The sequence below is a fragment of the Nocardia cyriacigeorgica GUH-2 genome, from assembly GCF_000284035.1.
Classification (GTDB): Bacteria; Actinomycetota; Actinomycetes; order Mycobacteriales; family Mycobacteriaceae; genus Nocardia; species Nocardia cyriacigeorgica_B.
In genome coordinates, this window is sequence record NC_016887.1 from 4,852,247 (window position 1) to 4,871,808 (window position 19,562).

General features: G+C 69.6%; 20 protein-coding genes. 10 read left to right on the plus strand and 10 right to left on the minus strand.

Annotation, left to right across the window (positions count from 1 at the left end):
• The first annotated feature begins 136 nt into the window (after positions 1-136).
• The gene (locus tag NOCYR_RS21995; RefSeq protein WP_014352613.1) at positions 137-751 is read left to right on the plus strand and encodes a TetR/AcrR family transcriptional regulator; all 615 of its coding nucleotides are present in this window, start codon (positions 137-139) and stop codon (positions 749-751) included.
• Positions 752-801: 50 nt separating this feature from the next.
• Here NOCYR_RS21995 and NOCYR_RS22000 read toward each other — a convergent pair whose 3' ends face one another.
• The 3 genes from NOCYR_RS22000 to NOCYR_RS22010 all read right to left on the minus strand — a co-directional run bounded on the left by NOCYR_RS22000 (position 802) and on the right by NOCYR_RS22010 (position 2,763).
• The gene (locus NOCYR_RS22000; RefSeq protein ID WP_014352614.1) at positions 802-1,665 is read right to left on the minus strand and encodes a GNAT family N-acetyltransferase; all 864 of its coding nucleotides are present in this window, start codon (positions 1,663-1,665) and stop codon (positions 802-804) included.
• A 59-nt stretch (positions 1,666-1,724) separates the two neighbouring features.
• The gene (locus tag NOCYR_RS22005) at positions 1,725-2,000 is read right to left on the minus strand and encodes a hypothetical protein (RefSeq protein WP_014352615.1); all 276 of its coding nucleotides are present in this window, start codon (positions 1,998-2,000) and stop codon (positions 1,725-1,727) included.
• 292 nt (positions 2,001-2,292) lie between these two features.
• Complete coding sequence (locus NOCYR_RS22010) at positions 2,293-2,763, minus strand: enoyl-CoA hydratase-related protein (protein WP_014352616.1); 471 nt, start codon at positions 2,761-2,763, stop codon at positions 2,293-2,295.
• Positions 2,764-2,910: 147 nt separating this feature from the next.
• Between NOCYR_RS22010 and NOCYR_RS22015 the strand changes: the two genes are divergently transcribed.
• A complete protein-coding gene (locus NOCYR_RS22015; protein WP_014352617.1) occupies positions 2,911-3,672 on the plus strand; it encodes a PaaX family transcriptional regulator C-terminal domain-containing protein in 762 nt (253 codons plus the stop codon).
• 2 nt (positions 3,673-3,674) lie between these two features.
• On the opposite strand, the gene NOCYR_RS22020 is transcribed toward NOCYR_RS22015, so the two are convergent.
• A complete protein-coding gene (locus NOCYR_RS22020) occupies positions 3,675-4,682 on the minus strand; it encodes an AurF N-oxygenase family protein (protein ID WP_014352618.1) in 1,008 nt (335 codons plus the stop codon).
• A gap of 10 nt (positions 4,683-4,692) precedes the next feature.
• Complete coding sequence (locus NOCYR_RS22025) at positions 4,693-6,318, minus strand: acyl-CoA dehydrogenase family protein (RefSeq protein WP_014352619.1); 1,626 nt, start codon at positions 6,316-6,318, stop codon at positions 4,693-4,695.
• Positions 6,319-6,478: 160 nt separating this feature from the next.
• On the opposite strand from NOCYR_RS22025, the gene NOCYR_RS22030 reads away from it, so the two are divergent.
• Positions 6,479-7,072 carry a hypothetical protein gene (locus NOCYR_RS22030; RefSeq protein WP_014352620.1) on the plus strand — a complete coding sequence of 198 codons (594 nt, stop codon included), beginning with the start codon at positions 6,479-6,481 and terminating at the stop codon, positions 7,070-7,072.
• Positions 7,073-7,198: 126 nt separating this feature from the next.
• Here NOCYR_RS22030 and NOCYR_RS22035 read toward each other — a convergent pair whose 3' ends face one another.
• Both NOCYR_RS22035 and NOCYR_RS22040 read right to left on the minus strand, forming a co-directional pair.
• Positions 7,199-8,326: an acyl-CoA dehydrogenase family protein gene (locus tag NOCYR_RS22035; RefSeq protein WP_014352621.1), complete on the minus strand. Its 1,128-nt coding sequence runs from the start codon at positions 8,324-8,326 to the stop codon at positions 7,199-7,201.
• A gap of 9 nt (positions 8,327-8,335) precedes the next feature.
• Complete coding sequence (locus tag NOCYR_RS22040; RefSeq protein WP_014352622.1) at positions 8,336-9,508, minus strand: acyl-CoA dehydrogenase family protein; 1,173 nt, start codon at positions 9,506-9,508, stop codon at positions 8,336-8,338.
• A gap of 242 nt (positions 9,509-9,750) precedes the next feature.
• Here NOCYR_RS22040 and NOCYR_RS22045 point away from each other — a divergent pair, with 242 nt between their 5' ends.
• A complete protein-coding gene (locus NOCYR_RS22045; protein ID WP_228798880.1) occupies positions 9,751-10,569 on the plus strand; it encodes a hypothetical protein in 819 nt (272 codons plus the stop codon).
• Positions 10,570-10,624: 55 nt separating this feature from the next.
• Here the strand turns inward: NOCYR_RS22045 and NOCYR_RS22050 are convergent, their stop codons facing one another.
• The gene (locus NOCYR_RS22050) at positions 10,625-11,767 is read right to left on the minus strand and encodes an epoxide hydrolase family protein (RefSeq protein ID WP_014352624.1); all 1,143 of its coding nucleotides are present in this window, start codon (positions 11,765-11,767) and stop codon (positions 10,625-10,627) included.
• 89 nt (positions 11,768-11,856) lie between these two features.
• On the opposite strand from NOCYR_RS22050, the gene NOCYR_RS22055 reads away from it, so the two are divergent.
• The 5 genes from NOCYR_RS22055 (at position 11,857) to NOCYR_RS22075 (ending at position 16,167) form a co-directional block, all read left to right on the plus strand.
• Complete coding sequence (locus NOCYR_RS22055) at positions 11,857-12,816, plus strand: helix-turn-helix transcriptional regulator (protein WP_014352625.1); 960 nt, start codon at positions 11,857-11,859, stop codon at positions 12,814-12,816.
• A 126-nt stretch (positions 12,817-12,942) separates the two neighbouring features.
• Positions 12,943-13,683 carry an alpha/beta hydrolase gene (locus NOCYR_RS22060; RefSeq protein ID WP_014352626.1) on the plus strand — a complete coding sequence of 247 codons (741 nt, stop codon included), beginning with the start codon at positions 12,943-12,945 and terminating at the stop codon, positions 13,681-13,683.
• A gap of 42 nt (positions 13,684-13,725) precedes the next feature.
• On the plus strand, positions 13,726-14,097 hold the full coding sequence (locus tag NOCYR_RS22065) for a hypothetical protein (RefSeq protein WP_014352627.1): 372 nt from the start codon (positions 13,726-13,728) through the stop codon (positions 14,095-14,097).
• Complete coding sequence (locus NOCYR_RS22070) at positions 14,090-15,412, plus strand: PPE domain-containing protein (RefSeq protein ID WP_148280719.1); 1,323 nt, start codon at positions 14,090-14,092, stop codon at positions 15,410-15,412. The genes NOCYR_RS22065 and NOCYR_RS22070 overlap by 8 nt, the downstream gene beginning before the upstream one ends.
• Before the next feature lie 8 nt (positions 15,413-15,420).
• Positions 15,421-16,167, plus strand: coding sequence for an ESX secretion-associated protein EspG (locus NOCYR_RS22075; protein WP_014352629.1), 747 nt, complete (start codon positions 15,421-15,423; stop codon positions 16,165-16,167).
• 24 nt (positions 16,168-16,191) lie between these two features.
• Here the strand turns inward: NOCYR_RS22075 and NOCYR_RS22080 are convergent, their stop codons facing one another.
• Positions 16,192-16,824 carry a phosphoribosyltransferase gene (locus NOCYR_RS22080; RefSeq protein ID WP_014352630.1) on the minus strand — a complete coding sequence of 211 codons (633 nt, stop codon included), beginning with the start codon at positions 16,822-16,824 and terminating at the stop codon, positions 16,192-16,194.
• Positions 16,825-16,835: 11 nt separating this feature from the next.
• Positions 16,836-17,690, minus strand: coding sequence for a carbon-nitrogen hydrolase family protein (locus NOCYR_RS22085; RefSeq protein WP_014352631.1), 855 nt, complete (start codon positions 17,688-17,690; stop codon positions 16,836-16,838).
• A gap of 62 nt (positions 17,691-17,752) precedes the next feature.
• Here NOCYR_RS22085 and NOCYR_RS22090 point away from each other — a divergent pair, with 62 nt between their 5' ends.
• Positions 17,753-19,552 carry a DEAD/DEAH box helicase gene (locus NOCYR_RS22090; protein ID WP_370010365.1) on the plus strand — a complete coding sequence of 600 codons (1,800 nt, stop codon included), beginning with the start codon at positions 17,753-17,755 and terminating at the stop codon, positions 19,550-19,552.
• Positions 19,553-19,562 lie beyond the last annotated feature (10 nt).

Genomic DNA, 19,562 nt, shown 5'->3' on the forward strand with positions numbered 1-19,562 from the left:
GCGATAGCAGCGCAGGGCGCCGCATTTCAGAAAGTCACTTTCTCTAGAGAGTGACTGTACGATCCCGTCTACAGACAGTCAATGCCTGAAAGACAGCCAGACGCTTCAGACAGTTACTTGCTGATACTGTGACCGCATGAGCGGACTTCGCGAACGCTGGCGCGTCAAGGCGATGCACACCATCCAGGAACGAGCCCTCGACCTGTTCGACGAGAAGGGCTTCGGCGCCGTCACAATCGACGAAATCGCGGCGGCCGCCGAAGTGTCGGCATCGACGGTCTATCGCCTCTTCGGCACGAAAGAAGGGATCATCGTCGCCGACGAATTCGACACCCTCAGCGCGGAGGAGATCGAAAAAATGGTGGATCCGCGCGATCCCATCGGCAGCCTGCTGCGCTCGGTGCGCACCGACGAGGGCGTGGCCGAGCACCGTTCGGGCCCGCCAGACCGCGCGGTCGACACCGGGCCGTGGCGCAGGATTCGCTACCACTTCTCCGAGCCGTCGGTGCGCATGGCCGCCTGCGCCTCGGCCGACCGCACCGCGCAGCGACTCACCCCGCTGATCGCGTCGACCGGGCGACTGACCGACACTCAGGCCCGGGTGGCCGCCAATGCCTTGGCCTTCGGCTATTTCGCCGCCCTCGAGCAGTGGTACCTCGACGGCGGTACCCGCCCCGTAGCCGACTACGTCGAGGACGGACTGCGCCCGCTGCGCAGCATCTGGCCGGCCGACGACCAGGCTTCGGCCTGACAATTCGCCGAGCGCCCGGACTCGACGCCGCGTAGTCGCCTACGAGTAGGTCACCGAGCCCCAGCCGGATCGAGGGCCTCGGCGCCATCGAACCGGAACGCGGTGTAGCCGTCGACCGCCCGGAAGCCGAGTCTGCGGTAGAGCCGATTGGTGAGCTCGTTGTCGGTGTCGGCGAACAAGCACACATCGACCGACTCGGCCAGTAACACCCGCGAGACATGGGCGGTGAGCGCGCTCGCATACCCCCTGCCGCGGGCGATCGGCGGAGTGAACACGGGTCCGATGCGGGACCAGCCGAAGGACGGGAGCTGGCGGGCGACCAGGCTCACGGGTTCGCCGCCGTCTTCCCACAACCACCACGATCCCGCGCGAATCCGTTTGCGCAACGCCTCCTCCGACGGCGCGCCCGCCGGGATGCCGGTCTCGACACGCATGGCCGTCATCCACGACAGGCACAGGTCGAGATCCGCTTCGGTGGCCTGCCGGGCGGTGCCGGGCACCGTGGGTGCGACGAGATCACCCAGCCGGTACAGCGTGGTAGCGAAGGCGGGAACAGGGCCGCCGCCCATCGCCGTGCACCAGTGCTCGGCGAAGGCCTCGGCGACGGTGGTGGGGCCTTCCACCCCACCGGCGCCCGGTGAGGTGGTGGCGAAGGTGTCCGCGACAGCGGCGATGACGTCCGGCGAGAGCGCGCCGAGGTAGATATCGCGTCGGCCGGCCCGCATGGCGATGCCGGCAGCGCCTGCGCCGGTGCGCGCGGTGATGAAAATCGGCGGCTCCGGCGGGCTGTCCAGCCCGGAGGCGATGTTGTTGACGGTCGTGGCGATCACCGTATGCCGCAGGGGATCCTGTCGCAGCACCGCGCCGGCCGTCTCACGGAACCGGACGGCGTCGCCGGTGGTCTCGATGTCCATGGATCCAGGCTAGGCAACGAAGCCTGGTGCGTGCCCGCGCTTTTCGACGGGCTAGCCGGTCAGCTCGCGGCCGCGGTGCCCGCCGTATCGGCCCGCAGTTTGAGCAGGATCAGACCGGTCGTGCAGGCCAGAATGAGTCCGGCGACGGTGATTTCGACGTGCAGACCCGCGATGCCGAGAATCGCACCGACGAGTCCACCGATGAAGAACAACCAGGCCAGCACCCGCGACAGTACGGCGGGCACGGCACGCGATCGGGCATCGCCGAGATCCGGCGACGACGCCGTGGCCGCAGTGGCCGCGGCGGACAGGGGGGTGGTCGAAGAAGCTCCCATCATCTACTCCTCGATGACGCCGTTCTGAGTAATTCCGTGCGCGCCAACCGCTCGATGCGCTCTCATCCAGGTTTCAGGCGTCTCACGCGTAACTTGCATCACATACGCTACGACCACAACCAGTGGATTCTGCCGCACCCGGGCGCCCGACACGCCGAGGTGATCGGTTCGTTATCTGACCTAACGATGTTTGACTTTCTGCAGCGTGCGCTCATAGCCGCCTCGACATGCCACTGCCCGCCGACACGACCGTGGTCATGCCGGCGGGCAGTTCGGATTCCGGAGGGAGCTATCAGGCAGTGCGGTCGAGACTCAACGCGAGAGTCTCCAGCGAGCGCATCACATCGCGGTACATCCATTGCTTCATCGCGCCCAGTGCGGCACCCCGGGTACCGGCCCGCGCGGCCGCGGCCTCGATGGCCTTGGGCAGCACTTCCTCGGCGGGCACGGCAGCGTCGACGATCCCGGCCGCCGCGGCGTCGACACCGCCGTAGCGCCGGCCGGTGAGGATCGCCTCGTGCGCAGCGGCGGCGGGCAGCCGGGTGGTGAGCAGATCGGTCATGGCGCCGGGGATCACCAGGCCGCCGGGCATGGCGAAGCCGAGGCCGATCTCGGGCAGGCAGAAGAAGCCGCGATCGGCGCGCATGATGCGCACGTCGTGGGCCGCGGCGAAGATCGCGCCGGCGGCGAAGCAGTGGCCGTTGAGCGCGGCCACGGTGGGCACGGTCAGGGTGAGGATCCGGGAGGATGCTATCAGCCACATTCAGACCTGCATGCCACAGCCTTGGCCTCGACAGTGGGCGTCGACTGGTTCCCGCTGAGGCAGACGCACCTCGGCCGCGCCGCGCGACTTCGGTCCGGGCCGCCGAGGGCCGGCGAGCCGGACTCGCCCGGCCGGTAGGCTCTGCCCGTGTCTGCCGCCCCTTCCCCACCGGTCCGCACGCTCACCGCGCGCTCGGCGATCTTGAGCGTGTTGCTCGGTACGCATCCCGCGCAGGCACCGGTCGGCTGGATCGTGCGGGTCGGCACCGGACTGGGGTTGCAGGAGTCGGCGCTGCGGGCGGCGTTGACCAGGATGGTCGCGGCGGGTGATCTGGAACGCGGCGCCGACGCGACCTATCGGCTCTCGGCGCGACTGGCCGAGCGGCAGCGGCGCCAGGACGTCGCGATCGAGCAGCACCCGGGCAGTTGGGCCGGTGGATGGCAGCTGGCGATCGTGATGATCGGTGCCGCCGATTCGACCGACCGTGCGGCGTTCCGGGAGAGCCTGCGCTTGGCGCGGTTCGGCGAACTCCGTGAGGGCGTGTGGTGCCGGCCGGACAATATCGCCGTCGACCTGCCGGAGACCTCCCGGCGACGGTTGAGCCTGTTCACCGGACGACCCGAGGAGCCGCCGGCCACCCTGGCCCAGCGACTGTTCCAGCCCGATCGCTGGGCCGAGCGGGCCCGCGCCCTGCTCACCGCGTTCGACGAAGCCGACAGCATCGCCGCCCGGTTCGAGGTGGCCGCGGCCATGGTGCGCCACCTGCTCGACGATCCGGTACTGCCGCCGGAACTGCTGCCCGACGACTGGCCGGGCAGCGAGATCCGCGCCCGGTACGCGGGCTTCCGCACCGAGTTCTACCTCTTCGCCAAGAACCTCATCGGCGAGCAGGACCTGCCGACCGGTTGAGCTCACCGGTCGGCGGGGCGCGGCGCGCGGTCCGGCTCGCCGCGATGACGGGAGGCGCGACCGTCGATGCCCAGCACCCGCCAGAGCTTGCGCGACACCGGATTCAGCACACCGATCTCCTCGGCCAGCATCCGCACGTCGCCGAAATACCCACTCAGCCTCGCCTTCGAACTGGGCAGCCCCCAGAACAGATCGCGGCGCACCGACCTCGGTACGTCGAACTCCCGCCAGAACGCCGCGGGCGGAATCACGATCAGATCGCAGGCGACCCGCAGCGCGATCGGGAAGGCCAGCGACAGCAGGAATCGCTGCGCCGGTGAACATTTCGGTACCCGCCGACGCAGGAATTCGTGCGCGAACGAGATATGCCTTGCCTCTTCGGCGACATGAATCCGCATCACGCTCGCGAGCATCGGATGGTAGCCCGCGTCGCTGCGCAGATATTCCTTCTGGATGTGGTCGATGGGCTCTTCACCGGCGAGCACGCACATGAAGAAGAACGGCGCCGAAATCCGCGGAAACAGCGCGACCAGCGGACTGAAAGCGGTGAACAGCGGCCCGAATCCCGGTGCGTCGACGCCGGATCGGTTCACCGCCTCCTGAAACATCAGCGTGTGGTTGCACTCCTCGATCACCTCATGGGTCGCGTACCGGAATTCGGCCGAACCATTGGGCAATCGGTTGAGATACACCATGAAGCCGGCGATCAGCAGCTGCTCGAATTGCAGTCCGACCCGCGCCGTATTCGCCTGCCGGTACAGCCCGATGGCGATCTGCCGGTCCTTCGGCAGGGCCTGGTACCAGGGGTGAGCGCCGAGGGGGTCGAATTCCGGCAGGATCCAGCGCGGATCGTCGAGCCGGATCTGCAGATCGGCTGCGTCCCAGTCGACGTCGTCGTACGGGCTGAAGTGGCGTTCTACGGAGGCGTCGGCGAGCTCGTGCAGCATCCGCGCGTATTCCTCCGGCTCGCCCGCGCGGTTGCGCGAACCGGTCTGCGGCTGAATCGTCATGACAACCACCTCAACTCAGCTTCGGGGTGCAGCGATCGATGATCGGTGCGATGTCGATTCCTGTGGGCAAGGTGCCGAACACATCGCCGCGATCGTGGTCGAGGCGGGTGGCGCAGAACGCGTCGGCGACGGCCGGATGGCCGAATCGCACGAGCAGCGATCCCTGCAGGACCTGCGCCATCTCGCCGACGACCCGGCGGGCCCGGTACTGCATCGTGTCGAAGTCGGTGAACTGCTGCTTCAATCGGTCGAGCGCGGCATCGAACCGGGCGTCCGCGCCGGTAGCGAGGCCGAGTTCGTCCAGGAAGACCGACAGCGCCTGCGGTTGTTTCGCCATGGCCCGCAGCACGTCGAGCGCGGCGACGTTACCGGTGCCCTCCCAGATCGACATCAGCGGCGATTCCCGGAACAACCGCGGCAGCCGCGATTCCTCGACATAGCCGTTGCCGCCGTGGCATTCCAGCACCTCGGCCGCATGGATGGGCGCACGCTTGCAGACGTAGTACTTGCTGACGGCCAAGCCGACGCGGCGCAGCATATCGGCCTGCTCGTCGCCGCTGCGGTCGACCAGGTCGGCGAGCCACAGCGCCACCGTCATCGCGCCTTCGGCCTCCACCGCGAGATCGGCGACGACATTGCGCATCAACGGCTGATCGATCAGCGCGGCGCCGAACGCACGCCGGTAGGTCACATGATGGGCGGCCTGGGTGACGCCGACCCGCATCGACGAGGCCGAACCGAGGGTGCAGTCCAGCCGGGTCATGTTCACCATCTCGACGATGGTCGCCACCCCCCGGCCCTCCGCGCCGACCAGCCATCCCACGGTGTCGTCGTATTCGACCTCGCTGCTGGCATTGGACCGGTTGCCCAGCTTGTCCTTGAGGCGCTGGAGCCGGAAGGTATTGCGGGTGCCGTCGGGCAGTACCCGGGGCACGAAGAAGCAGGACAGCCCGCCCGGGGCCTGGGCCAGTACCAGGAACACATCGCACATCGGTGCCGAGGTGAACCACTTGTGGCCGGTGATCCGGTAGCTGCCGTCGGGCTGCGGCACCGCGCGCGTGGTGTTGGCCCGGACATCGGAGCCGCCCTGCTTCTCCGTCATCGACATGCCCGCCAGCAGACCGGGTTTCGACAACGGTGCGCTCAGGCCCGGGGCGTAAGTCGTGGACGTCAGCAGGGGCTCGTACTTCTCGGCCAGGGCCGGGTTGTTGCGCAGCGCCGGCACCACGCCGTAGGTCATCGAGATCGGGCAGCCGTGGCCCGCGTCGACCTGCCCCCATACCGCCAGCTTGGCCGCACGCACCAGATGCGCGTTGGGCTGCGGCCCCGACCACGGTGTGCCGCCGAGACCGAGTTCGACCGCGCGGCCGAGTAGCCGGTGGTAGGCCGGGTCGTAGGCCACCTCGTCGATTCGGTTGCCGTAGCGATCATGGGTTTTCAACTGCGGCGGATGCGCTTCGGCGAGATCGCCCCATTCGACGGCCTCGCTTCCGCCTGCCAGTCTGCCGACCTGATGCAACTCGTCCAGCGCGTGGCCGGCGCCCGCGCGGTGCAGGGCCTCGGTCAGCGCCGGATAGTCGGCGGCGTCGTAGTCGACCAGCGGCGGAACCTGATTCGTCACCTCATGCGTAGCCATGGCGGCCACCCCTTTCGTCACCACCTATTATTACATCACTTCAGCGTGCGCTATGGAAGTGTAATAGCAAGGTCGATAATCCGCCGGGACCACCATCTGGCCCGGACAGTTGCTCTCGTCTAGGGTGAGCGCGACTCGTACTTACCCAGGAGCGTCACCGATGGAGAGCAGCAGGGCGAAAATCGTCGGTCCCGTGGCGGCCGCCGGAGCCGTCTCCCTCGGTCTGGTCCTCATCGGCGCCTGCGGTGTCGGGCACGACGACACCTACGTGGCACCGCCGCCGATCCGTTCCGGGCCGAACGCCCCCGCCCCCGTGGTCGAGGGCACCACCATCACCGCGTCGAGGGTGGTCATTCCGCCCTCGCCCACCTGGAAGATCGCCCCCGATCCCGGCCCGCGGCGCACCCTGCCCGCGCATTGGACCACCGAGAACCCCGACGAGGATTCGACCGAGGGCGCCGAGTCCGACTCCGACACCACGTCCCGCCGCCCGCGCCCGGCTCAGCGGACCACGACGACGGAGCCGCCCACCACCACCGAGGACTGGGAGCCCACCACCACCCGCCCGGCCCGGACCACGCGCCCACTGCCGACCTATGAACCGGACGAGGAAACCACCGATCCGCAGACCTACACCTACACCCGGCCGACCACCCGGCCCGCCTTGACCGAACTGCCGGACACCGAACTCCCGCAGCCGACCCCGCGCGCGCCACACCGGGTGCCGACGCCGTCGGTCGACGGGGAGAACTGATTCGCCCGGCGCGACGACGGCCGGGCCGCCGACGCATCGTCATCGGAACTCGGCTGCCGTGCGGCGGAGCCCATGAACAGCGAACGGCCCCGGTGAAACCACCGGGGCCGTTCTCCGTGCGAGTGCTTACAGTTCCGGCAGCTCGTAATTGCCGACCTGCGAGGCGAGCACATTGAGGTGCTCGAGCCCGCCGCCGAGCGTGCGCTCGATGGCGGTGAGCCGGGCGACGTAATGACCCACCGGGTATTCGGCCGTGACACCGATACCGCCGTGCATCTGAATCGCCTCCTGGCCCACATGCCGCGCCGACCGGCCGACCTGCAACCGGGCCCGCGAGACCGTGACCGCGTCGTCCTTGCCGTCGGCCAGCGAGGCGGTGAGGTAGAGGCTCATGCTGCGCGCCAGTTCCAGCGACACATACATGTTGGCCGCGCGCTGGGTCAGCGTCTGGAACTTCGACAGGGTGACCCCGAACTGCTTGCGCGTCTTCAGGTACTCGGTGGTCAGCCGCAGGGCCTCCTCCATGGCGCCGATGGATTCGGCGCACAGACCGGCCTGGGCCTGCGCCAGCACCGACCGCACCGCGGCCGAGGAGTCGGCATTGTCGCCGAGCAGCTCGCCGGGGCTGGAGTCGAATTCGAGCTGGGCGCCGCGCTGACCGTCGACGGTGGCGTAGGAGGTGCGGTTGACGCCCTTGGCATCGGCCGCCACCAGGAACAGCCCGACACCGCCGTCCGGCAGCGTCGCGCTGACCACGAACTCGTCCGCGCAATCACCGTGCGCCACCGGGTTCTTCACACCCGCCAGCACATAGCCGTCGCCCTGCGGCACCGCGCGGGTGGTGATCTCGGCCGAGGGCCAGCGGATACCCGGCTCGGCGTGGGCGAAGGCGAGCAGCTTGTTGCCCGCGGCCAGTTCCGGCAGGATCCGCTGCCGCTGATCGGGGGTGCCCGCCGCGGCCACCAGCCCACCGGGCACCAGCACCGCGTCCAGAATCGGTTCCGGCGCGAGCCTGCGGCCGACCTCTTCGAGCACCAGCATGGTCTCCACCGGGCCGGCGCCCATGCCGCCGTCCTCTTCGGCGAAGCTCAGCCCGAGCACGCCGAGTTCGGCCAGCTGACGCCACACATCGCGGCTCCAGCCGAGTTCGGTCTCGGTGACCTTCAGGCGGGTTTCGGAATCGTAGGTGCGGGCCAGCAGTTCGCGGACGGTGTCGCGCAGCATGACCTGTTCATCGGTGAGATCGAAATCCATGGTGTCGCCTCACAATCCGAGGATCGTGGAGGCGATGATGGTGCGCTGCACCTCGCTCGAACCTCCGTAGATGGTTGTCTTGCGATAGTTCAGGTAGCCGGGGCCGCTGCGCTGGGCCCAGCCCGGCGAGGCGATATCGTCCGCGCCGACCGGCAACGCGTCCGGGCCTGCGATATCGAGCAGCAGTTCGGTGGCCGCCTGCTGCAATTCCGAACCACGCAGCTTCAACACCGACGAGGCCGGATTCGGCTTACCGTCCGAGGAGTTCGACACCACCCGCAGCTGGGTGAGTTCCAGTGCCAGCAGTTCGTTCTCCAGTTCGGCGACCCGCGCGGCGAACAGCGGATCGTCGAGCAGAGTGCCCGAACCGGACCGGGTGGCGGCGGCGTATTCCTTGGCCACCCCGATCTTGACCTTGGTGCGGCCGACGCCGGTGATGCCGGTGCGCTCGTTGCCGAGCAGGAACTTCGCGTAGGTCCAGCCCATGTTCTCCTCACCGACCAGCTGATCGGCGGGGACGCGGACGTTTTCGAAGAAGACCTCGTTCACCTCGTAGCCGCCGTCGATCAGCTTGATCGGGCGGATGGTGACGCCGGGCGATTTCACATCGAAGAGCAGGAACGAGATACCGGCCTGCTTCTTCGGCGCGTTCGGATCGGTGCGGACCAGGCAGAAGATCCAGTCCGCGTACTGGGCCAGGGTGGTCCAGATCTTCTGGCCGTTGACGATGTAGGAATCGCCGTCGCGCACCGCGGTGGTGCGCAGCGAGGCCAGGTCGGAGCCGGCGTCGGGTTCGGAGAAGCCCTGGCACCACCAGATGTCGAGCGCGGCGGTGGGCGGCAGGAAGCGCTGCTTGAGCTCTTCGGAACCGAAATGGGCGATCACCGGGCCCACCATCTGGGCGTTGAACGTCAGCGGCTCGGGCACACAGGCCAGCTGCATCTCGTCCTGCCAGATGTGGCGCTGCATCGGCGTCCAGTCCTTGCCGCCCCAGGCCACCGGCCAGTTGGGCACGGCAAGGCCGTTGTCGTTGAGGATCTTGTGCGCGGTGACGATGTCCTCGCGGGACAGCTCGTGGCCGTATTTGACCCGGTCACGGATGTCGGCGGGGATTTCGTTGCGATAGAACGTGCGCAGTTCGTCGCGGAAGGCGACGTCGTCGGGGGAAAGGGCTAGTTTCATACGCATCTCCCTGCGTGTCTCGTATCTCCCGGACCAAACTACTCCTTCCGGAATCCTGCGCTGTCAGGTGGATCACATCCGAGCGACACGCGTACCGCATCCGTATGGCCTGATCTGCGCTATCGCCGCAAGCAACCCCGGCAGATCGGCCGGGGCCCTGGTACGTTGCTGCACGGGGCGCGGGTCGCCCCAGTGTTCGGAACGAGGGAGTTGAGTCAGTGAACGGCAGAACCATCGCACGCGTGACCGCGGCCACCGCTTGCCTGGGAGTCGGCGCGGCCCTGACGTTCACCGCGACGGCCACCGCCGATCCGGCGCCGAGCCCGCTCGAGGCCGGCATCACCAAGCTCGCCGAACAAGCCAAGGACGACAAGGCCGCCACCGCGGGCGTGGGCGCGCTGCGCGACTACACCCGCCTGGTCGATGTGGCGAAGCTGCGCGACATCAACGGCGCCTTCGCCCCCTTCGCCTACCCCGCGCCCACCTTCGGCTGCGGCGTCAACGGCCTGGTCACCACGATCATCGGCGCGGGCACCGCCAACGGCCCCGCCGCTAATGTGGGCGTCAACAGCGCGCCCGGCACCCTGATGTTCCACGCCACCCCGGCGCACTCCGGCGTCCCGCTGTCCTCGGGTCTGGTGGTGGCCTGGGTGAACATCAACAACGGCGCCAGCGGTATCGACATGCTCGACGAGCGCACCGAATTCGGCACGCCCGCGCTGGCCAAGACGGTCAACAGCGGGCCGGGCACGGTGCTGGCCTCGATGTGGGGCACCATCGACTACCCGGGCGCACGCTGCGTCATGATGCCGACCGTCGGCACCTTCTCGGTGGCCGAGCAGCCGGTGCAGTTGCCGCCGCCGCCCGCCGAGAGCCCGGCTCCGGCACCTGCACCCGCCCCGGCGCCCGCGCCCGGTGATTCCGGTAATGCCGGTTCCGGTGAAGCGGTGGCGCCGCCCGCCCCCGAGCCCGCCCCGGCTCCGGCGCCCGCTCCGGCCGCGACCACCGCGCCGCCCAAGCCGCAGGTGCCCGCAGGCACCCAGGTGCAGGGCGAGCGCTGAGGGTGGGGGGCCGTCCGAGTCGGGCGGCCCGTACCACGCCTAACCGCTGATCCCCTCAACCGTGGCGCACTGCCACCTTGCCGAAGAACGCGCGGATATCCGCCGCGTGCGCGTCCGGTTGCTCCATCGCGACGAAGTGATTGCCGCGGTTCCCCTCCGGCCAGTGCACGATGTCGTTGTCCTTCTCCGCCAGTCGCCGCATCAGTGCCGACCCGCCGCCGTAGGTCCCGGTCGGCACCAGCCGCTGGCCCTTCGGCCAGGTGAAACCGCCGTCGCCGAGCCCGTTGTACATCGGCCACGACGAGGTGCCCGCGGTGTCGGTGAACCAATACAGCGCGACATTGGTGAGCAGATGGTCGCGGTCGATGGTGTATTCGGGCAGCGGCGAGAACTCGTGGAACTTCTGCGTGATCCAGGCCAGCAGGCCGACCGGCGAATCGGTCCAGGCGTGCGCGAAGGTCTGGGGTGCGGCGTGCAGTAGGGCGTGGTGGTCGACGCCGGTCATCCACTGCTGCATCAGATCCCATTCGGCGCGTTCGTCGTCGGTCATGTCCGGTACGTCCGCGGCGGTCGGCATGCCGATGCCGCCGTCGATATGCACGCCGATCACCCGGTCGGGCGCGGCGATCGCCATCTCCGGCGCGATGTAGGCGCCGAGGTCGCCACCTTGGACGCCGTAGCGGTCGTAGCCGAGCCGCTCCATCAGCGTCACCCACATGGCGGCCACCCGCCCGGTACTCATCCCGGTCTCGGCCGGCGGGGCCGAGAAGGCGAAGCCCGGGACCGAGGGAACCACGACGTGGAAGGCCTGGGCGTCGTCGAGACCGTGAGCCCGTGGATCGGCGAGCAGGCCGATGGTCTTGCTGAACTCGACGAACGTATTCGGCCAGCCGTGGGTCAACAGCAGCGCAATCGCGTCCGGCTCGGGCGAGCGCACGTGCACGAAATGCACGTCGAGTCCGTCGATCTCGGTCAGGAACTGCGGGAACTCGTTCAACGCCGCTTCCTGTGCGCGCCAATCGAATTCGGTGCGCCAGTAGTCGGCCAGCTCCTTCAGGTGGTCCAGCGGGACACCGCGCTTCCAGTCCTCGCCCGGCAGCCGGTGGGCGCTCCAGCGGGTGCGGGCGAGCCGCTCGTGCAGGTCATCGAGGTCGGCCTGCGGGATGTCGATGCGGAAGGGGCGGATCGGGAAGGTCATCGGTATCTCCTGTCGCTGTGCGGGTCGAGAACTACGCTAGGAGCCATATAGGACCGATCGGGTCCTAGTTGTCCGGGAGCCTGGAAGACATGACCGACACCCCTGAACGCCTGCTGCGGTTGCTGTCGCTGTTGCAGACCCCACGCGCCTGGCCGGGCAGCGAGCTGGCCGAGCGGCTCGGCGTCACCGGTCGCACGGTGCGCCGCGATATCGACCGGCTGCGCGAACTCGGCTATCCGGTCGAGGCCACCATGGGCGCGGCGGGCGGCTATCGGCTGGTCGCCGGCGCCGCCATGCCGCCACTGCTGGTCGACGACGAGGAGGCCGTCGCGCTCGCCGTCGGGCTGCGCGCCGCCGCCGGTTCGGCGATCACCGGGATCGAGGAGGCGTCGGTGCGCGCGCTGGCCAAACTCGAGCAGGTGCTGCCGGCGAAACTGCGGCGGCGGGTGCGGGTGCTCGGCACCGCGCTGGTGCCGCCGTCGGGCGAGGATCCCGGCGTCGACGTGGAGGTGCTGACCGCGCTGGCCGTCGCGGTGACCAATACCGAGCGGGTGCGCTTCGACTACCGCGACGCAGCGGGCGCATCGAGTGCACGTCATGCCGAGCCGGTGGGGCTGGTCCCGTCCCGGCGGCGCTGGTACCTGGTCGGCTACGACCTCGATCGCGACGGGTGGCGCATGTTCCGCGTCGACCGGGTGGACCGCGCCCGCCCGACCGGCGCCCGTTTCGTCCCGCGCACCCTGCCCGCCGACGATCCGGCCGCCTACGTCGCCGGTCGCCGCACCGATTGGGGTACCCCGGTGCTACGCGTCCGGGTCACCATCGACGCACCCCTGCACCGGGTCACCGGCCGCCTCGGTGACGAGCCGGGCCAGATCACCGCAGTCGACGCCACCACCTGCCGGATGGATTGCGACCGCGACGACTCCCTCGAATGGCTGGCCCAGCGGCTGCTCGCCCTGGGTGTGCCGTTCCAGGTGCACGAACCGACGGAGCTCAGGACTTGTCTGCGCGAGATCGCCGAGCGAGCCCAGGAGGCGATTCGCTAACGGCGCCGGGCGCTTGCGCGCAACCCCCCCACCTGTGAGAAACGGCATAGCCGAAACCGCAAAACTACGCACCAGTACCAGAACGTGAGTCCCCAACTGCCCCAGCAATTCTGCCACGATGCGGTGATGGGTTACTTCGACGGCGCGCGCGGCCGGATGCACTATCGGCGGTGGCCGGACGAAGATCGCGTGGCGGTGCTGGTGCTGCTGCCGGGCATCGGCCAGCACAGCGGGCACTACCACCGGTTCGCGCGGGTACTGCGCGGCGCGAATATCGAGATGTGGGCTTTGGACACCGCCGGGCACGGGCTCAGCGAAGGCGATCCCGAACAGCCGGGCACCCTACGCGAACTGGTGGCCGATGCGGTCGCGATGATCGACGTCGTCCGGGCGCAAGTCCCCGAGACACCGCTGATCCTGATGGGTCATTCGCTCGGGGCGGTCACGGCGCTCGGCGCCCTCGGCGCCGCCATCCCACCGGACACCGAGGCCGCCGATCCGGACGCGGCCCGCGGCACCGACACCGTCGCCGCCGACTACCCGCTGGTCCCGTCGCTGACCGCGCAGGCACTGGCCGGTCTGGTGTTGTCCGGTGTGCCGCGCCGCGCGCTCGGCGGCGGCACACCCGAGGCCGTGGGAACCCCGCTGCCGCCGCGTCTTCCGGTGCTGGCGGTGCACGGCGCCGACGATCGCCGCGCGCCCGTCGACGCGATGCGGGTATGGACTGCACGCCATAAATGGGTAGATTTGCGGGAGTACGCCGACGCCGGGCACGATCTGCTGCACGAGCCGGTGCACGCGCGGGTCGGTGCCGACATCGCGGAGTGGACGCTGGGAGTCGTCATGGGGTTGGCACGGCGCTCGTGACCGACAGCTGCGCAGGCAGCCGATGGGAAGAAGGGGGACGAGGTGCAGCGCAACGATATCGCCGCACTCGGTACCGCGGTCGACAATGGCGATCTGTGGATCGACGGAGTCCTGGTGGCCGAGGGGGCGCCCGAACAGTGCGCCCTGCGCTACGAACAGCTCGCCGATCAGGTCGACATCCAGATCCAGCAGCTCGCCGCGGCCACCACCCTGCCGGGTTTCGGCGGCTTCGCCTCCGGTGACGCCCTGCGCCGCGGTTTCGAGGGCAAGGCCACCGATGCCATCGCGCAGTTGCGCGATTACGCCGCCGCCGCGCGCAGCCTGGCGCACACCTTCCGCGCCGCCGCCGCGGCCTACCGCGATACCGACGACGCCGTCGCCGCCGCCACCAGGAAGGTGGCCGCCGATGCGTGATATGCCACGCTCCGCCGAACGCGGTGCCCACCAGCGCGTCGACCCCGACTACGCCTCGACGGTCGAGATCTTCGACAACCTCTCCCACCAGCAGATCCACGCCGCCGTGCAGCAACTGGCACCCGCCACGCTGCTGGCCGGACAGCAGACCTGGCAGAACACCGCCACCGGCCTCACCGACGCGATCGACCAGGCGCACACCGAGATTCGCTCGGCCATCGCCGACGGCTGGCGGGGCGGGGCCGCGCAGCAGGCCGCGGCGGCGGTGCGCGATTTCGAGCAGCTGGGCAGGCAGCTCGCCGATGTGATGACGATCGTCGGGCAGCGGCTCGGGCAGGCAGGCGATGCCGCCGAGGCGTTGCGTGCCGCGGTGCCGGGGCCCTCGGACGCCGAGCCCGATCTGGCGGCAGCGCTGTTGGATCCCGCGCGCGCCAGCGAGAACGTGGCCGTGGCCAAATCCGTGGAGGGCTCGCGCCAGGACGTGGTCCGGGTGATGGAGAGCATCTACACCAGCGCGTTCATCCCCACTGGCACCGGAATTCCGGCCTTCCCGGACGCGGTGACGGGTGCGTCGGTGGAGGCCGCTCCGGAGGGAGCGCGGCCGGGCCCGGTGTCGATCGTGGTTCCGGATACCGGCGACGGCAGGCCGGTGGGTCAGCCGTCCGGGGTGAGTGGCGTCGTCGCCGGTGGACCCCAGCCCGAAGCTCCCGCGCAGCCCGTGGCCACGACGGAGGAAGCCGCCGAACCCGATGCGCCCGCCCCGGTGACGATTCCCGCGGCCGCCGCACCGGTCGTCCCGGTAGCCCCGGAAACCGCACCGCAGGCACCGGCATCCACCACCCCGGCCGCAGCCACCGCACCCGCCGCCGCCGCCGTCCCGGCAGCGCCCGTCGACCGCCCGGCGGCGATGCCCGCTACCGCGCCCGCAACGCCCGTCACCGCTCCCGCCTCGATCGCAGGCGGCCCCACCGCCACCGCCAACACCAGCCCCGACGACCAGCGCAAACGTGAAGACAAGCGCCAGGATTCGCACGGATCGAGCGGCGATGCGATCACCGGAATGAGCGCGGGCGCGATGGGCGGACTCATGGGCGGCGCACTGGCCGCCGCCGACACCACCCGCTCCGGGCCTGCCCCCGTCGCTGCGAAACCGGCACCGGCCAAGACCGACGAGTTCGACGACGAAGACGACGACCTGCACTACGTCGACGACGAACTGACCTTCCTCGAACCGGGTGGTGAGGGCGGTGAGCTGATCGGCTCGCTCGACCCCACCACGCCGCCGGTCCTGGGTGAGTGGACCGAGCACGAGTGAACTGGAGCATGACCCCGGACCAGTTCGCCATGGCCTGGTCCCGGACCGACGGCGACCGCATCCCCTACCCGCTGGCCGTGCGGCTGTCGGCTCGCGACACCGCCGAACGCGCCGCGCAAATGCCCGCCCTGACCGACTGGTGTGAGCGCACCCTCGACGCCGACCTGGAAGCCGCGCTGCGCGTGCTGGCCCGCCCCGACGTCTGCGTCGAGGTATTCGGGGAACGCACCGGCGAGGACGGAGTGACCAAACCGGTCCGGGTGCTCGGCGCGGCCAGCGGCAATGTCGCGGTGGTGGCGTCGCAGCGGCCCGGCTCCGAACGTGATCGCGGTGCCGAACTGACGGTGATCGCCGGTGGCGCCAAATCGCTGCCGGGACGGGTGGTGTCGATGCTGCCCGGCTGCCCCGCGGGCACCGGCCCGCGCCTCAACGCGCCGCTGTCGCGAGTGATCGAAGACAGCCGCAACCTGGTGACGATGCCCGTCGCCGGACCCACCGAACCGACCCGCATTCGCAAACTGCTGCGGCAGCGCCGCGATGGCATCGGCCAGATCGTCGTGTCGGTGCGCCGCGATGAGGAACTCGACCCGTTCGGTGTGCTGTGCTGGGTGGACGTCGCCGAGGACGGGCGCTACCTGGTCCGCACCGGCAACAGCGTCGACCTCGTCGCGGTCGACGCCGAACAGTTCACCGGCCACCTGCGCCCGATGGTCACCGCCGCCCAGCGTCGCACCGCACTCGCCGACCAGTGGTAAAGCGGTAGCGGCCGGATTCGTCGCTCAGACGTCGGCGCGCAGCAGCTCGGTGACCTCGTGGTCGGCGAGCTGGTGGAAATCGCGGTAGGCGTTGCCGACGCCGCCGAGGCTGGGCGGGACCAGCGGACAGACCACGTCGTCGGCTTCGAAGGCCACCCGGTCCATGGCTTCGGCCGAGGCCACCGGCACGCCGACCACGATCTGCTGCGGCATCCGCAAGCGCGCCACCCGGCAGGCGACCAGCATGCTGGCTCCGGTGGCCATGCCGTCGTCGACGAGGACGACGGTGCGCCCGCCCAGCGGAATGGGTTCGCGGTCGCCGCGCCAGATCGTCCGGCGCCGTTCCAGCTCGGCTCGTTCGACTGCCTCGATCTCGTCGATCCGCTCGCGGGCGAGCCCGGTGTGGGCCAGCACATCGGAATTGACCACCCGGGCGCCGTCCTCGCCGATCGCACCGACCGCGAGCTCCGGCTGCCACGGCACCCCGAGCTTGCGCACCAGCAGGATGTCGAGATCGCCGCCGATCACCGCACGCACCGCGGCCGCGACCGGGACGCCACCGCGCGGCAGACCGAGCACCAGCGGATTCGACGCGTGCAGGTAGGACAATCTCTTACCCAGCGCGCGACCGGCGGCGTCACGATCGCTGTACACCATTACTTCGAACGCTACTCCGCCGCGCGCTCGACCACCTCGAATCGCCGCAGGTCCAGGCTGGGGTTGGCCAGCCGCACCTCGGTCAGCCTGGCGAGATCGGCCGTCGCTACCAGCACGCCCGGTTCGTCACCGAGTTCGGCGAGGACGACGCCGGCCGGGTCCACGATCATCGACGCCCCCGCGCCCCGGTGGGCGCTCTGGTCGGCGGCCGCCACATAAACAGTGTTCTCGATCGCGCGGGCGCGCAGCAACGTCGTCCACTGCTCGACCTTGCCCGGCCCCGGGATCCACTGGGCGGGCAACAGCAGCACCTGGGCCCCGGCCGCGGCCACCCGGCGGCAGCCCTCGGGGAAGCGCAGATCGAAACAGGTCTGCATGCCGAAGGTGAGCTCGCCCACGGTGAAGACCGCCGGATCGGCCACGGTCCCGGCCCGCACGACCTCCGATTCGCGATGGCCGAAGGCGTCGTAGAGGTGAACCTTGCGGTACCGGGTGAGCAGCGTTCCGTCCGGGCTCAGGGCCACGAGAGTGTTGTGGATGCGGTCCTCGCCCGGCGCCGTCGTCTCGACCACACCGGCCACCAGATGCACCCGGTAGTCGGCGGCGATCGCGGCGAGTTCGGTGACGAACGGCCCGGTCAGCGGCTCGGCGACGGCAACCACCCGATGATCGAGCCTGCTGACGGCGAACATCGAATACTCCGGCGCCACCACCACCTGCGCCCCGGCCTCGGCGGCTTCGCGCACATGCGCGCGCAGCTGATGCAGGTTCTGCGACGGCTCGGTCGACGGCGCGAACTGGACCACCGCCACCTCGACACGCCCGTACCCGGAGGCCGCGGTCGCGGCCGTGTTCTGCGGTTGCATAGGTCTCACCGTATTGGCCCGGTGGCCGGGACAGCCACCGCGACGCAGTAAACTGCTGCTCAATGAGCACAAATCAGGTCGACAGCATGCCAAGCGACGACGAATCCGCCGCCGCGGGCGGCGATACCAGCCCTGTCGACCCCACCTTCGCCGATCTCGGCATCGATGACCGCATCCTGCGGGCCATCGCCGATGTCGGCTACGAATCGCCGTCGCCGATCCAGGCGGCGACGATCCCGCCGCTGCTCGCCGGCGCCGACGTCGTCGGCCTGGCGCAGACCGGCACCGGCAAGACCGCCGCCTTCGCCATCCCGATCCTGATGGGGCTCGAGCCCACCGGTAAGGCGCCGCGCGCGCTGGTGCTCGCCCCGACCCGGGAGCTGGCCATCCAGGTAGCCGAGGCCTTCGGCCGCTACGCCACACACATCCCCGGGCTGCATGTGCTGCCGATCTACGGCGGACAGAGCTACGGCGTGCAACTGTCGGGTCTGCGGCGCGGCGCGCATGTGGTGGTCGGCACGCCCGGGCGCGTGATCGACCATCTGGAAAAGGGCACCCTCGACCTGTCGCAGCTGCAATACCTGGTGCTCGACGAGGCCGACGAGATGCTCAAGATGGGCTTCCAGGAGGACGTCGAGCGCATCCTCGCCGACACCCCCGCCGACAAGCAGGTGGCGCTGTTCTCGGCCACCATGCCCGCGGCCATCCGCAAGATCTCCAAGCAGTATCTGCACGATCCGGTCGAGATCACCGTCAAGGCCAAGACCTCCACCAACACCAACATCACCCAGCGCTGGGTGCAGGTGTCGCACCAGCGCAAACTCGACGCGCTGACCCGCATCCTCGAGGTCGAATCCTTCGAGGCGATGATCATCTTCGTGCGCACCAAGCAGGCCACCGAGGAGCTGGCCGAGAAGCTGCGCGCCCGCGGTTTCTCCGCCGCCGCCATCAACGGTGATATCGCCCAGGCCCAGCGTGAGCGCACCATCGGCCAGCTCAAGGCGGGCACGCTGGACATCCTGGTGGCCACCGACGTCGCCGCCCGCGGCCTCGACGTCGACCGCATCTCGCACGTGGTCAACTACGACATCCCGCACGACACCGAGTCCTACGTGCACCGCATCGGCCGCACCGGCCGCGCCGGCCGCTCCGGTGAGGCGCTGCTGTTCGTCGCCCCGCGCGAACGGCATCTGCTCAAGGCCATCGAACGCGCCACCCGGCATCCGCTCACCGAGATGCAGCTGCCCAGCGTCGACGACGTCAACGCCCAGCGGGTGTCGAAGTTCGGCGACGCCATCACCGAAAACCTCAACTCCGCCAACCTCGCGCTGTTCCGCAAGCTGATCGAGGAGTACGAGCGCGAGCACAACATCGCCTTGGTCGATATCGCGGCCGCGCTGGCCGTCGGCTCGCACGACGGCGACAACTTCTTCATGGAGCCCGAACCGGAGCCGGTCGAGCGCCCGCACCGCGAGCGCGCGCCGCGCCGCTTCGACGAGGAACGTTCCGGTGGCCCGTCCCGCCATCGGGCCACCGGCGCGGAGCTGGCCACTTACCGGATCAGCGTCGGCAAACGGCATCGGGTGGTGCCGGGCGCGATCGTCGGCGCGATCGCCAACGAGGGCGGGCTGCGGCGCAGCGACTTCGGTCATATCAGCATCCGGCCCGACCACAGCCTGGTCGAACTGCCCGCGAACCTGCCGCAGGAAACGCTGGAAGCGTTGCGGCGCACCAGGATCAGCGGTGTGCTGATCCAGTTGCAGCTCGATCAGGGCCCGCCCGGACAGCGCTCGTTCGCTCGCGGCCCGCGCCGCGACCGCGACGCCGGTAAGCGATTCGAGCGCCGCAAGCCCCGGTCCTGACGCCACGCCG

What these genes read in the sequence shown, in the direction of transcription:
- NOCYR_RS21995 (WP_014352613.1), top strand. Translation starts at nt 137, where the DNA reads ATGAGCGGACTTCGCGAACGCTGGCGCGTCAAGGCGATGCACACCATC.
- NOCYR_RS22000 (WP_014352614.1), bottom strand. Translation starts at nt 1,665, where the DNA reads ATGGACATCGAGACCACCGGCGACGCCGTCCGGTTCCGTGAGACGGCC.
- NOCYR_RS22005 (WP_014352615.1), bottom strand. Translation starts at nt 2,000, where the DNA reads ATGGGAGCTTCTTCGACCACCCCCCTGTCCGCCGCGGCCACTGCGGCC.
- NOCYR_RS22010 (WP_014352616.1), bottom strand. Translation starts at nt 2,763, where the DNA reads ATGTGGCTGATAGCATCCTCCCGGATCCTCACCCTGACCGTGCCCACC.
- NOCYR_RS22020 (WP_014352618.1), bottom strand. Translation starts at nt 4,682, where the DNA reads ATGACGATTCAGCCGCAGACCGGTTCGCGCAACCGCGCGGGCGAGCCG.
- NOCYR_RS22025 (WP_014352619.1), bottom strand. Translation starts at nt 6,318, where the DNA reads ATGGCTACGCATGAGGTGACGAATCAGGTTCCGCCGCTGGTCGACTAC.
- NOCYR_RS22030 (WP_014352620.1), top strand. Translation starts at nt 6,479, where the DNA reads ATGGAGAGCAGCAGGGCGAAAATCGTCGGTCCCGTGGCGGCCGCCGGA.
- NOCYR_RS22035 (WP_014352621.1), bottom strand. Translation starts at nt 8,326, where the DNA reads ATGGATTTCGATCTCACCGATGAACAGGTCATGCTGCGCGACACCGTC.
- NOCYR_RS22040 (WP_014352622.1), bottom strand. Translation starts at nt 9,508, where the DNA reads ATGAAACTAGCCCTTTCCCCCGACGACGTCGCCTTCCGCGACGAACTG.
- NOCYR_RS22050 (WP_014352624.1), bottom strand. Translation starts at nt 11,767, where the DNA reads ATGACCTTCCCGATCCGCCCCTTCCGCATCGACATCCCGCAGGCCGAC.
- NOCYR_RS22055 (WP_014352625.1), top strand. Translation starts at nt 11,857, where the DNA reads ATGACCGACACCCCTGAACGCCTGCTGCGGTTGCTGTCGCTGTTGCAG.
- NOCYR_RS22060 (WP_014352626.1), top strand. Translation starts at nt 12,943, where the DNA reads ATGGGTTACTTCGACGGCGCGCGCGGCCGGATGCACTATCGGCGGTGG.
- NOCYR_RS22070 (WP_148280719.1), top strand. Translation starts at nt 14,090, where the DNA reads ATGCGTGATATGCCACGCTCCGCCGAACGCGGTGCCCACCAGCGCGTC.
- NOCYR_RS22075 (WP_014352629.1), top strand. Translation starts at nt 15,421, where the DNA reads ATGACCCCGGACCAGTTCGCCATGGCCTGGTCCCGGACCGACGGCGAC.
- NOCYR_RS22080 (WP_014352630.1), bottom strand. Translation starts at nt 16,824, where the DNA reads ATGGTGTACAGCGATCGTGACGCCGCCGGTCGCGCGCTGGGTAAGAGA.
- NOCYR_RS22085 (WP_014352631.1), bottom strand. Translation starts at nt 17,690, where the DNA reads ATGCAACCGCAGAACACGGCCGCGACCGCGGCCTCCGGGTACGGGCGT.
- NOCYR_RS22090 (WP_370010365.1), top strand. Translation starts at nt 17,753, where the DNA reads ATGAGCACAAATCAGGTCGACAGCATGCCAAGCGACGACGAATCCGCC.